Genomic DNA, 12358 nt, shown 5'->3' with positions numbered 1-12358 from the left:
ATGGCCGTCACTATCTACCTGCGCTACGTGCTGAACACGGCGAAGCTGCGTGAGTTCGAGCACTACGGACGGCTGTGGATTCCGCTGGTCGAGAGATTCGGCGGCAGGCACCACGGCTACTTCATGCCGAGCGAAGGCGCCAACAACATCGCGCTGGCCCTCTTCACCTTCGACAGCCTGGCCGCCTACGAGGTGTACCGGCAGCGGTCGATGGAGGACGCGGAGTGCCAGGCGGCCTTCCGCTATGCCGAAGAGACGGGCTGCATCGTGAGCTACGAGCGCAGCTTCTTCCGGCCGGTGTTCGAGGGCGTGGGTTCGGACTGAGCGGGGCCTGTGCCGCGTCGGCCGAGGGGTCGAAGCCTGGGTTGGCCAGCCCTCCGGCAAGCCCATGGCGAATGGGCCGTCACCGGGCCAGCAGCAGTGCCCGCGCCACCTTCTCTTTGATCTTCGGCCCTCACCGGAACTGCTTGCGCAGGAACGCCTTGTGCCGTGCGATGTGCGCCAGCTGCGCCGGGGCCACGCTGCCGCCCAGGTCCTCGTCCTCCACGTTCAGCACGCTGCGCGCGTGCGCCATGGCGCGCTGCACCACCTCCTGCTCGCTCACGCCCTGGGCGGCGGCCAGGTCCATCGCCACGCGGCGCATGGCGCGCTGCGACAGCATCCACATGGCGCCGAAGGCGTCCCAGGCGGTGGCGGCCTCCTGCGCCTGGGCCTGCTCGGCCAGGATGGCGCTGAGCGGCTTGTCCAGCACCGCCTGCAGGGCGTCGAGCTTTTCCTGCAATTCCTCCAGGCGCAGCTGCGCCTGGGCGGCCTCGGCGGCGGCGTCCACCGCCGGGGGCGCCGGCGCAGGAATGGGCAGGCTGCCGTCGGGATTCAGCTGGGCGATGGTGAGCGGAGGCAGGGTCATGGCGATGGAAGGCGCAAGGGTCGCTGGGCGAGAAAGCTCCCGACTATAGGCAAGCCCCTGGCTACACTGCCCGCATGCAGATCTATTTGGTGGGCGGCGCGGTGCGCGACAGGTTGCTGGGCCGCCCCATTCATGACCGCGACTGGGTCGTCGTCGGCGCCACGCCGGCCGACATGGAAGCACGCGGCTTCCTGCCCGTGGGGCGCGACTTTCCCGTCTTCCTGCACCCCGAGACGCGCGAGGAATACGCCCTGGCCCGCACCGAGCGCAAGAGCGGCCACGGTTACCGGGGCTTCACCGTGCACGCCGCGCCCGACGTGACGCTGGAAGAAGACCTGTCACGCCGCGACATTACTATCAATTCGATAGCATCCAGCACAGACGGATCAAGCGCTGCGGGCCTTTTCGATCCCTACAACGGCGTACGAGACCTTGAAGCCCGCGTGCTGCGCCATGTGACCGACGCCTTCCGCGAAGACCCGGTGCGCATCCTGCGCGTGGCGCGCTTCGCCGCGCGCTTCACCGACTTCAGCGTCGCGCCCGAAACCCTGCAGCTGATGCGCGAGATGGTGGAGGACGGCGAGGCCGACCACCTGGTGCCCGAGCGCGTCTGGCAGGAACTGGCGCGCGGGCTGATGGAAGCGCGCCCCTCGCGCATGTTCGAGGTGCTGAGGGATTGCGGCGCGCTCGCCGTGCTGCTGCCCGAGGTCGCCCGGCTCTGGGGCGTGCCGCAGCGCGCCGAATACCACCCCGAGGTGGACACCGGCATCCACCTGATGATGGTGCTGGACATGGCCGCGCGGCTGCAGGCGCCGCTGGCCGTGCGCTTCGCCTGCCTCACGCACGACCTGGGCAAGGGCACCACACCCGCCGACGTGCTGCCGCGCCACATAGGCCATGAAATGCGCAGCGCCCGGCTGCTGCAAGGCGTAGCCGAGCGCCTGCGCGTGCCGGTGGACTGCCGCGAAACGGCCGACGTGGTGGCCCGCGAGCACGGCAACATCCACCGCAGCGGCGAACTGAACGCCGCCGCCCTGCTGCGCCTGCTGGAGCGCTGCGACGCGCTGCGCAAGCCCGAGCGCTTCGCCGACGTGCTGCTGGCCTGCGAATGCGATGCGCGCGGCCGGCTGGGCTTCGAGGAAGCGCCCTATCCGCAGCGCGACCGGCTGGCGGCGGCGCTGGCTGCCGCCCGGGCCGTGGCCACTGCCCCCATCGCCGCGCAGGCGGCTCAGGCCGGCATGACCGGGCCGCAGGTGGGCGAGGCCATCCGGCGCGCCCGGACTGCCGCGCTGCAGGCGCATCTCGCAGCGGCGCAGTAGCGCCCGCACCGCGCCGCTGCCTGGACAGTAGCCGCCGGCCTACATGGCCGCGGCAAGCATTTTGCTAAGGTTCCGCCGATGCAAAAGCCCCCGTTGCTGACGGCGCGACATGCGCTCTTTCTCGACTTCGACGGCACGCTGGCCGATATCGCCTCGCACCCCGATGCGGTGCAGGTCCACCCCGGCGTGGTGCCCGCATTGCGCACCCTCTCCGGCTACCTGGGCGGCGCCCTCGCCATCGCCACCGGGCGCACCCGCGCCGACATCGACCACTTCCTGAGCCCGCTGCAGCTGCCGCTGGCCTCCGAACACGGCGCCCAGTACCGGCTGGCGGACGGCGTGCAACGCGGCGTGCCGGCACCCGACCTGGCGCCCGTGCTGAGCGTGCTGCAGCCCATGCTCGACCGCCACCCCGCGCTGGTGCTGGAACGCAAGAGCGCCGGCGTCGCGCTGCACTATCGACAGGCGCCCGAGCTGGAAGCGCGCTGCCGCTCGGCCGTCGACCATGCGCTGGCCCAGGCGCCGGGCCTGGAGGTGCTGCAGGGCAAGTGCGTGCTGGAGATCAAGCCCGCCGGCCCCAACAAGGGCCGCGCCATTGCCGACTTCATGCGCCATGCACCGTTCCAGGGCCGCATTCCCGTCTTTGCGGGCGACGACGTGACCGATGAACACGGCTTCGCCGCCGTGCGGGCGCTGGGCGGCATCGGCGTCAAGGTCGGGCCGGGCGAAACCCAGGCCCAGGCCCGCTGCACCGACACCACCGAGCTGCGCGAATGGATTTTTCAGATGGCCTCTCCCCAGGGACTTCCCGCATGACGACCACGCCCCCCGAAGACTCCGCGCCCGCAAGCGCTTCCTCGCCCTCGCAGCCGCCGACGACGGCGGACGCCCGCGCCCTGGGCGAGCCCGCGCTGCCGCTGGCCGATGCCATGCGCGGCCTGCCCGTCCAGCCCATGGCGCGGCCGGCCACCTTCGCGCCGCCCATCGAGGGCTCGCTCCAGCTCGGCATGATCGGCAACTGCTCCATCAGCGCGCTGGTGGACGCGCAGGGCCAGATCGTCTGGTCGTGCATGCCGCGCTTCGACGGCGACCCGGTCTTCAACGCGCTGATCCAGCCGGGCGAGGAAGGCAGCCGCTTCGCCATCGAGCTGGAGAACCAGGTCGAAAGCCGCCAGTGGTATGAGCCGAACACGGCCGTGCTGCGCACCCAGCTCACCGACCAGGCCGGCAACAGCATCGAGATCACCGACTTCGCGCCGCGCTTCTACGCCCGCTCGCGCTTCTTCCGCCCCATGCTGCTGGTGCGGCGCGTGCGGCCGGTCAAGGGCTCGCCCCGCATCCGCGTGACCGCCAACGTGCGCTACGGCTGGGGCAGCGAGCAGCCGGAGATCACGCGCGGCAGCAACCACGTGCGCTTCGTCGGCGCGGCGCTGACGCTGCGGCTCAACACCGATGCGCCGGTGTCGCACGTGCTGTCGGGCCAGCCCTTCGTGCTGTCCCGCGAATACAACTTCCTGCTGGGCGCGGACGAGGCCCTGCCCGCCGGCATCGCCGACACGGCGCGCTCGTACGAGCAGGACACCGTGGCCTACTGGCGGCAGTGGACGCAGCGGCTGGCGCTGCCGCTGGAATGGCAGGAAGCGGTGATCCGCGCGGCCATCACCCTCAAGCTCTCGCTCTACGAAGACACGGGCGCCATCGTCGCGGCCATGACCACCAGCATTCCCGAATCGGCCCACAGCGGCCGCAACTGGGACTACCGTTTCTGCTGGCTGCGCGATGCCTTCTTCGTGGTGCGCGCGCTCAACAGCCTGTCGGAAACGGCGACCATGGAGGACTACCTGCGCTGGCTGAGCAGCGTGGTGGCCGAGGCCAGCGAGGGCCACATCCAGCCGCTCTACGGCATCGGACTGGAGCGCGAGCTGCCCGAATTCTTCGTGCCCCACCTCAAGGGCTATCGCGGCATGGGCCCGGTGCGCGTGGGCAACCAAGCGGCCGAGCACTTCCAGCACGACGTGTACGGCAACATCATCCTGGGCGCCGCCCAGGCCTTCCACGACAAGCGCCTGCTGCACCCGGCGGGCGAAGCCGAGTTCACGCGCATGGAACAGATCGGCGAGCTGGCCGTGCGCGTCTACGGCACGCCCGACGCGGGCATGTGGGAGCTGCGCACCCGCGCCCGGGTGCACACCTCGTCCGCGCTGATGAGCTGGGCGGCCTGCGACCGGCTGGCAAAGATCGCCGCCAAGCTGGGGTTGCCCGACCGCGCAGACCACTGGGGGGCGCACGCCAGCCGCATGCGCGAAGAGATCCTCACCCGTTCCTGGAGCGACAAGCGCCAGGCCTTCGCAGAGAGCTTCGGCGGCCATGAGCTGGACGCCAGCGTCTTGCTGATGGCCGAGGTGGGCCTGATCGACCCGCGCGACCCGCGCTTCGTCAGCACGGTGGACGCGATGGAGGTGTCGCTCTGCGACGGCCCCTACATGCGCCGCTACGAGGCGGCCGACGACTTCGGCAAGCCCGACACGGCCTTCAACATCTGCACCTTCTGGCGCATCGACGCCCTCGCGCGCATCGGCCGCCGCAGCCAGGCGCGCGAGATCTTCGAGGCCATGCTGGCCGCCCGCAATCCGCTGGGCCTGCTGTCGGAAGACACGCACGCCGAGACCGGCGAGATGTGGGGCAACTTCCCGCAGACCTATTCCATGGTCGGCATCATCAACGCCGCCATGCGCCTTTCCGCCCCCTGGGACACCGTCATATGAGCCGCCTCGTCGTCATCTCCAACCGCCTGGCCGACCCCCGCAAGCCCGCCGCCGGTGGCCTGGCCGTGGCGCTGGGCGAAACGCTCAACCAGACCGGCGGCCTCTGGTTCGGCTGGAGCGGCACCGTCACCGAGGACGGCCTGCCCGGCGAGGGCACGCTGCACACCCGCCAGGCCGGCAACGTGACGCTGGCCACGGTGGACCTGTGCCGCGAGGACCACGACAGCTACTACTACGGCTACAGCAACAGCGTGCTGTGGCCCGTCTTCCACTACCGGCTCGACCTGGCCGACTTCAACGCGGGCTACATCGCCGGCTACCGGCGCGTGAACCAGATGTTCGCGCGCAAGCTGCTGCCGCTCTTGAAGGAAGACGACACCATCTGGGTGCACGACTACCACCTCATCCCGCTGGCGGCGGAGCTGCGTGCGCTGGGCTGCCGCCAGAAGATCGGGTTCTTCCTGCACATTCCCGTGCCGCCGCCGCTCATCATGGCGGCCATCCCGCAGCACGAATGGCTGATGCGCTCCTTCTTCGCCTATGACCTGGTGGGCCTGCAGAGCGAGGCCGACGTCGCCCACTTCATCCGCTACCTCGACAAGGAGGCCGACGCACAGTCGGTCGGCGCCCAGCGCCTGCGCGCCTTCGGCGCCACGGTGCAGGTGGCGGCGTTTCCCATCGGCATCGACGTGGACGAATTCACGCGGCTGACCGAGGCCCCCGAGGCGATGGACACCTTCACCGCCATGCGCGAGGAATATTCCCGCCGCCGCCTGCTGCTGGGCGTGGACCGGCTCGACTACTCCAAGGGCATTCCGCAGCGCGTGCGCGCCTTCCGCGAGCTGCTGTCGCGCTACCCGGAGAACCAGCACAGCGCGACGATGATCATGATCGCCTCGCCCTCGCGCGACAGCGTGAATGCCTATGCCGACCTGCGCACCGAGCTGGAGGGCCTGTGCGGCGCCGTGAACGGCGACTTCGGCGACCTGGACTGGATGCCGCTGCGCTACATCCACCGCACCGTGGCGCGCAAGCGCGTGCCGGGCCTGTGCCGCGCCGCCGCCGTGGGCCTGGTCACGCCGTTGCGCGACGGCATGAACCTAGTCGCCAAGGAATACGTGGCCGCGCAGGACCCCGAAGACCCGGGCGTGCTGGTGCTGTCGCGCTTCGCAGGCGCGGCCGAGCAGATGAAGGAAGCCCTGCTGGTCAACCCGTACGACACGCAGGGCATGGCCGACAGCATCCAGACCGCGCTGCAGATGCCCTTGGCCGAACGCCAGCGCCGGCACCAGCGGCTGATGGAACGCATCCGCGAACACGACGTGCACTGGTGGCGCAAGACCTATCTGGCCGCGCTGGCCGATGCTGGCGAGGACGACGACCGCAGCCACCTGGCGATACGGTCCTGAGGCGCCGGGGCCCCGTGCGGTGGCACCACGCCGGGCCGGCATGGCCGTTGCAGCAGGGCAGCACCCGGCCATCCGCCCAGAGCACCTTCCGGAAAGCCCACTGACGTAGCGGCCGGGGCGCTCGACTTGCGGCTGGCCGCCCTGCCCGCTCAGATCCACTTGGCGATCAGGCTGGCGACGAAGCTCAGCAGCAGCGTGGACGCCAGCGGCACATCCCAGTCGCGCCCGCCCAGCCGGAACCGGAAATCCCCCGGCAGCCGCCCGAACCCGATCCGCCGCAACAGCGGCGACAGCCAGCTGATGCACATGAGGGCCAGGAAGACGACGATAAACCAGCGCAGCATGCGGGGAGTGTAGGTGGGGCGAGAGTCGACCCGGGGCCGGACGCTGCCGCGCAATGCCTTCCCGCTCAGCGGGTGGAGGTCGAAACCATGACGGGCGAGACCCAGGCTCGTAGCCACCGGAAGGAGAAGCTGCAGCACCCGACGTGGACAAGACACCACCACCGCATCCACCTGGGCCCGTGGCCTAGAATTGCCGCTCCGGCCTACCGACGCGATTTCGTTTCGCGCAGGAGGCCGGAAAAGCGTTCTCAGGGCGGGGTGGAATTCCCCACCGGCGGTCATGGCGAACGGAGGCTTCCTCCATCCGCACGAGCCCGCGAGCGCCCGCTAGCCGTCTGCGCCGGCGGGGTCAGCAGACCCGGTGTGATTCCGGGGCCGACGGTCACAGTCCGGATGCAAGAGAGCGCGAACCTGCCAGGTGCCATGGGTGTCCGCACGTCCTCCGGGATGGTTGCGGCGTCGTCGGCGCGCTGAGGGATCGTGCGCCCTGATTCTGGTCCATCCGCCGCAGCTGCGGCATCCGTAGGCAACCATGAGTCAGCTCCAAGACCTTCCTTTCTCCGTTCTTTCCCCCAGCAGCGATGCCAGCCCACCCCCCGGGGGCGCAGGCAAGCGCTATGCGTTCATCGCAGCCTCATGGCACGCCGAGATCGTGGGCGAAGCCCAGGCGGGCTTCTTGGCCGAACTGGCCGCGCTGGGCATTCCTTCCGACCAGGTGGATGTTTTCAAGGTGCCCGGCGCCTTCGAGATCCCGCTGCATGCCAAGCGCCTGGCGCGCTCGGGCCGGTACGCCGCCATCGCCGGCTGCGCGCTGGTCGTCGATGGCGGCATCTACCGCCACGATTTCGTCGCCCAGGCGGTCGTGAGCGCGCTGATGGACGTGCAGATCGACACCGACGTGCCGGTGCTGTCGGTGGTGCTCACGCCCCACAACTTCCACGAGCATTCCGAGCACCGCGACTATTTCCGGCGCCATTTCGTCCAGAAGGGCGCCGAAGCCGCACGCGCAGCGGTGCAGACCGTCCAGAGCCTGCAGCAGCTGGACGCGGCACTCGCGGCCGGTCACTGAGAGCAGCGCGGCGGCGCAGCCCCGGCCAGCCGCCTGCGGGACGGGCCAGCGGCTGCTCGCGCAGCCCTGACCGACCGGGCAACCGCGCGGCGTTCTCAGCGCTGCACGCCCCAGCGCCGCACCGTCAGCCGTTCCAGCGTCTGGAAGCCCAGGCTCTCCACCAGCAGGCCGATGATGATGACCAGCGCCAGGCCGGCGAACACCTTGTCGGTGTAGAGCTCGTTGCGGTTCTGGAAGATGTACCAACCAAGGCCGCCCTGGCCCGACGAGGCACCGAACACCAGCTCGGCCGCGATGAGGGTGCGCCAGGCGAAGGCCCAGCCGATCTTCAGGCCCGAGAGAATGGACGGCAGCGCGGCCGGCACAAGGATCTGCAGCACGTAGCGGATGCCGGTGAGCCCGTAGTTGCGCCCGGCCATGCGCAGGGTCTCGGGTACTGCCTGGAACCCGGCGTAGGTGTTGAGCGCCAGCGGCCACAGCACCGAATGGATCAGCACGAACACCAGGCTGCCCTGCCCCAGCCCGAACCACAGCAGCGCCAGCGGCAGCAGGGCGATGGCCGGCAGCGGGTTGAACATGGAGGTGAGGGTGGAGAGCAAATCGCGCCCGAACCGGGTGGAGACGGCCAGCGTGGTCAGTACGAAGGCGCCCGCGATGCCGGCGAGGTAGCCCTTGAGCAGCACGCCGAGCGAGATGGCGGCCTTGCCCAGCAGCTCACCCGACGCGATGCCTTCGCCCAGCGCCCGTGCGGTCTGCAGGAAGGTGGGCAGCAGCAGGTCGTTGTTCTGCCAGCGGGCCGCCACTTCCCAGAGCGCGGCCAGCACGACGAGGATGGCAAGGCGCCGCACGGTGCCCTGCTGCCAGACGCGGGTGGCCCAGGGCAGCGGGCGTTCGGGCGCGACGCCAGTGAGCGGCGGCAGCGTGTGCTCCACCTCGGGCCGCACCGGCGGCACGCGGGCGGCGGGCGCGGCACCTGCCGGGGCCGTTGCATAGGAAGAAGGCAAGGTGGTGCGGCTCATATGGCGATCCGGAAAGGCAGCGAGGCGGCGGACGGGCGCTGCGCCAGCTGCGCGGCATCGGCCGCGACCGAGCCGGGCGCACCCGCGCCGTGGCCGCCCTCGCCCGCAGGCTCGTCGAACAACAGGCGGTGGATGCGCTGCGCGGTGGACTGGAATTCGGCGCCGCCCAGGCTGTGCAGGCCGAACTGGTGGCTGTTGATCTCGGCCCGCAGCCGCCCCGGGTGGGGCGAGAGGATGGCCACGCGGTTGCCCACCACCAGCGCCTCTTCGATCGAGTGCGTGACGAAGATCAGCGTGAAACGGAACTCGTCCCACAGCGCCAGCAGCTCTTCCTGCATGCGCCGCCGCGTGAGCGCGTCCAGCGCGGCGAAGGGCTCGTCCATCAGCAGCACCTGGGGCTGCATGGCCAGCGCCCGGGCGATCGCCACGCGCTGCTTCATGCCGCCCGAGAGCTGGTGGGGGTGCACGTCGGCAAAGGGCGCCAGCCCCACTTTCTCCAGGTACAGCGCCGCCCGCTCGGCGGCTTCGGCCCGCCCCACGCGGCGCGAGGCCAGCAGCGGGAACATGACGTTGTCGCGCACGGTCTTCCAGGGCGGCAACTGGTCGAATTCCTGGAACACCACGACCCGGTCGGGCCCGGGCTTCGTCACCGACTGGCCGTCCAGCAGGATGCGCCCTTCGCTGGGTGCGATGAATCCGGCGATGGCCTTGAGCAGCGTCGATTTGCCGCAGCCCGATGCGCCCAGCAGCACCAGCCGGTCGGCGGGGTGCACGTCGAAGCTGACGCGGTGCGTGGCGCGCACGGCGCGCCGGGGCGTGCGGTAGTCGATGCTGACGCCGTCCACGCGCAAGAGGGGCTGGGCCGCGCCGACCGGCAGGCCCGCGGCCGCCGGGGCAGGCAGGGCCGCGGCGTCGTCCGGCCAGCCGGCATAGGGCCCCACTTCTTCCTGCACCCGCTCCAGCAGGCCGGCGGACATGGGCGCGAGTCGTTGCATCGTCAGCATGGCTGCCTCCGTTCGTTCGGTCGTTCGGTTGGTCGTTCTTCAGGTCTCAACTGCCGCGCGCGGTGAGCGGGTCGTCGAAGAAGTAGTCCTTGAGCGATTCGGGCTTGTGCTTGATGGCGCCCACGCGCTGCAGGAACTGGCCCAGGCCCAGCGTGTTCTGGGGCTCCACCTTGAACTGCACCTCGGGGTTCTGGATGATCTTGAGCAGCAGGGCGCGGTCGGTCTTGGCGCCGGTCACCTTCAGGTAGATGTCAGCCGCCTTCTCGGGATTCGCCGATACGAACTGGGCCGCCTCGTTCAACCCGGCCAGGAAGGCCTGGTAGGTCCTGGGGCTCTCCTTGCGGAATTTCTCGGTGGCGTAGAGCACCGTGGCCGAAGCGGGGCCGCCCAGCACGTCGTAGGAATTGAGCACGATGCGGGCCTTGGGATTGCCGGCCAGCTCCTGTTCCTGGAACGGCGGGTTGCCGAAGTGGCCGGTGATCTCGGTGCCGCCCTTGATGATGGCTGCCGCCGCATCCGGGTGCGGCACGGCCACCTGCAGCCTGTCGAGCCGGTTGAATTCCTTGTCGCCCCAGAGCTTGGCGGAGGCGAACTGCAGCACGCGCGACTGCACCGACACGCCCACCGCCGGCAGGGCGATGCGGTCCTTCTCGGTGAAGTCGGCAATCGTCTTCACCGCCGGGTTGTTGCTGACCAAGTAATACGGAAAGTTGCCCAGCGATGCCACGCCCTTGACGTTCTGCCGGCCCCGCGTGCGGTCCCACAGCGTGAAGAGCGGGCCCACGCCGGCGCCCGCGATGTCGATGTTGCCCGAAAGCAGCGCATCGTTCACCGCCGAGCCGCCCGACAGCTGCAGGAAATCCACCTGGATATCGAGTCCGGCGGCCTTGCCGTGCTTTTCGATCAGCTTCTGGTCCTGCGCCACGTTCAGCAGCAGATAGACGATGCCGAACTGCTGGGCGATGCGCAGCTTGCCTTCTTCGGCGTGGGCGGCCAGCGGCGTGGCCAGCCCGGTGGCCAGCAGGCCGGCCATCGTGGCGATGGCGGCGGCCTTGCCCAGGAAGATGCGGCGCAGTGCAGAAGCCGTGGCGGCAGTGGTGGGTGACATATCAAAGCTCCTTCGAAAGATTTCCAAGTCAAAAGTGCCTGCAGCGCTTATCTGTCAAGCATCAGCAGCTACGAATTCAATAGCAATCACTCATTTCCCCCGTGGGGAGCCATGGCTGGCACGCCCGCGGCCTCATCGTTGGAAAGGCTGCGACGCAGGCCAAGCCAGCAGACGCCGTGGAACGGGCCTAGCCCGGCCACCGGCGGCGCCCCCTCCCACGCGCGGGGTGAGAGCGGGGGGAAGGCGCGCAGCGCCTTCAGGGGGGTGCTCCCATCTACAACGGCAGGTCGCCCTCGACCGTGGTGCGGTAGAGCTTGCGGCGCTGGCTGTCGGGTGTGCCGGCCGCCAGGTGCTGCACCGAGCGGTTGTCCCAGAACACCAAGTCGTGCGGCTGCCACGCGTGGCGATAGACGAATTCGGGCCTCACGGCAGCGGCGAACAGCAGGTTCAGCAGATCGCGGCTTTCGTCCTCGGGCCAGCCGACGATGCGCGTGGTGAAGTGCTCGTTGACGAACAGCGCGCGGCGGCCCGTCTCCGGGTGCGTGCGCACCACCGGGTGCACGGCAGGCGCCACCTCGGCGATCTGCTCGGGCGTGAGCTTGGGGCGCCAGGGGCTCCTGGCCCGCAGTTCTTCGTACTTGGCCAGATAGCTGTGTTCGGCCCGCAGCGGCGCGATGGCGCGCTTGAGTGCCTCGGGCAAAGCGTCGTAGGCGGCATGCTGGTCGGCAAACAGCGTGTCGCCCCCCTCGCCGGGCAGCTCCTGCGCGTGCAGCAGCGAACCCAGGCTGGGCCGCTCCTTGTACGACAGGTCGGAATGCCAGTAGTGGCCGGCATCGCCCAGGCCGAGGGGCTGGCCGGCCTCGTCCTTGATGTTGGAGACGATGAGGATCTCGGGGTGGTCCGCCAGCTGGAAATTCTTCAGCACGTGGATCTGCAGCGGCCCGAAGCGCCGGCTGAAGTCGATGTGCTGGCGCGGGGTGATGCGCTGGTCGCGGAACACGACCACGTGGTGGTCCAGGTGCGCGCGCTGCAGCCGGGCGAAATCCGCAGGGTCGAGCGGACGGGAGAGGTCCAGGCCCAGCACCTCGGCACCCAGCGGCGCGCCGGCCAAGGGGCGGATCTCGAAGCTTCCCGAAGGCGAAGGGGTCGCCGGGGGCTGGAATGCCTGGAAGGCACGGGACAGGACTGCGGACATGGGGGGATCTCCAGGTAGCGCCGCGCCCACAACACTTCGTGGAGCAGGGCGGCGAGTGACTTGGAGGCCACTTTAGGCGCCGGCCTTCCTATCTGGAACGAATGGTTCGTCAGTTGTTTACTACGAAAACAGCTAAGCGAGCCGATCGGCCCTGCCGGCCCCGGGCTGCTTCAGACAAGAAACGCATGAGCTTGGAAGCCCCTTTTTTCCGCGTTTGCT

At 69.7% G+C, this 12358-nt stretch carries 12 protein-coding genes and 1 riboswitch; of the genes, 6 read left to right on the top strand and 6 right to left on the bottom strand.

From position 1 onward, the window contains the following. Nucleotides 1–324, top strand: a complete 324-nt coding sequence (locus ASF94_RS00750) for an NIPSNAP family protein (protein WP_056660100.1) — start codon at nt 1–3, stop codon at nt 322–324. A 130-nt stretch (nt 325–454) separates the two neighbouring features. On the opposite strand, the gene ASF94_RS00745 is transcribed toward ASF94_RS00750, so the two are convergent. Beyond that, a complete protein-coding gene (locus ASF94_RS00745; protein ID WP_056660096.1) occupies nt 455–907 on the bottom strand; it encodes a hypothetical protein in 453 nt (150 codons plus the stop codon). A gap of 74 nt (nt 908–981) precedes the next feature. On the opposite strand from ASF94_RS00745, the gene ASF94_RS00740 reads away from it, so the two are divergent. From ASF94_RS00740 to otsA, 4 genes are all read left to right on the top strand, one after another. Further along, the gene (locus ASF94_RS00740; RefSeq protein WP_056660093.1) at nt 982–2226 is read left to right on the top strand and encodes a multifunctional CCA addition/repair protein; all 1245 of its coding nucleotides are present in this window, start codon (nt 982–984) and stop codon (nt 2224–2226) included. A gap of 78 nt (nt 2227–2304) precedes the next feature. Then, nucleotides 2305–3042 carry a trehalose-phosphatase gene (gene otsB / locus ASF94_RS00735; protein WP_056660090.1) on the top strand — a complete coding sequence of 246 codons (738 nt, stop codon included), beginning with the start codon at nt 2305–2307 and terminating at the stop codon, nt 3040–3042. 137 nt (nt 3043–3179) lie between these two features. After that, nucleotides 3180–4991, top strand: a complete 1812-nt coding sequence (locus tag ASF94_RS00730; RefSeq protein WP_056660735.1) for a glycoside hydrolase family 15 protein — start codon at nt 3180–3182, stop codon at nt 4989–4991. Then, a complete protein-coding gene (otsA, locus tag ASF94_RS00725; protein ID WP_056660087.1) occupies nt 4988–6400 on the top strand; it encodes an alpha,alpha-trehalose-phosphate synthase (UDP-forming) in 1413 nt (470 codons plus the stop codon). Before ASF94_RS00730 ends, otsA begins: the two co-directional genes overlap by 4 nt. Before the next feature lie 149 nt (nt 6401–6549). Here otsA and ASF94_RS00720 read toward each other — a convergent pair whose 3' ends face one another. Beyond that, on the bottom strand, nt 6550–6744 hold the full coding sequence (locus ASF94_RS00720) for a DUF2905 domain-containing protein (protein WP_056660732.1): 195 nt from the start codon (nt 6742–6744) through the stop codon (nt 6550–6552). 240 nt (nt 6745–6984) lie between these two features. Next, nucleotides 6985–7153: riboswitch (FMN riboswitch) on the top strand. 123 nt (nt 7154–7276) lie between these two features. Between ASF94_RS00720 and ASF94_RS00715 the strand changes: the two genes are divergently transcribed. Beyond that, the gene (locus tag ASF94_RS00715; protein ID WP_056660086.1) at nt 7277–7813 is read left to right on the top strand and encodes a 6,7-dimethyl-8-ribityllumazine synthase; all 537 of its coding nucleotides are present in this window, start codon (nt 7277–7279) and stop codon (nt 7811–7813) included. Nucleotides 7814–7908: 95 nt separating this feature from the next. Here ASF94_RS00715 and ASF94_RS00710 read toward each other — a convergent pair whose 3' ends face one another. The 4 genes from ASF94_RS00710 to ASF94_RS00695 all read right to left on the bottom strand — a co-directional run bounded on the left by ASF94_RS00710 (nt 7909) and on the right by ASF94_RS00695 (nt 12139). Then, a complete protein-coding gene (locus tag ASF94_RS00710) occupies nt 7909–8832 on the bottom strand; it encodes an ABC transporter permease (protein ID WP_056660083.1) in 924 nt (307 codons plus the stop codon). After that, nucleotides 8829–9827, bottom strand: a complete 999-nt coding sequence (locus tag ASF94_RS00705; protein WP_056660729.1) for an ABC transporter ATP-binding protein — start codon at nt 9825–9827, stop codon at nt 8829–8831. The genes ASF94_RS00710 and ASF94_RS00705 overlap by 4 nt, the downstream gene beginning before the upstream one ends. A gap of 55 nt (nt 9828–9882) precedes the next feature. Further along, nucleotides 9883–10869: an ABC transporter substrate-binding protein gene (locus ASF94_RS00700; RefSeq protein WP_235505224.1), complete on the bottom strand. Its 987-nt coding sequence runs from the start codon at nt 10867–10869 to the stop codon at nt 9883–9885. 349 nt (nt 10870–11218) lie between these two features. Then, nucleotides 11219–12139: a TauD/TfdA family dioxygenase gene (locus ASF94_RS00695; RefSeq protein WP_056660078.1), complete on the bottom strand. Its 921-nt coding sequence runs from the start codon at nt 12137–12139 to the stop codon at nt 11219–11221. Between the last annotated feature and the right edge of the window lie 219 nt (nt 12140–12358).

The sequence above is a fragment of the Acidovorax sp. Leaf160 genome (genome assembly GCF_001424265.1).
Taxonomy (GTDB): Bacteria; Pseudomonadota; Gammaproteobacteria; order Burkholderiales; family Burkholderiaceae_C; genus Paracidovorax.
The sequence above is the reverse complement of the archived record's forward strand: the minus strand, read 5'-3'. Positions and strand labels throughout refer to the sequence as shown.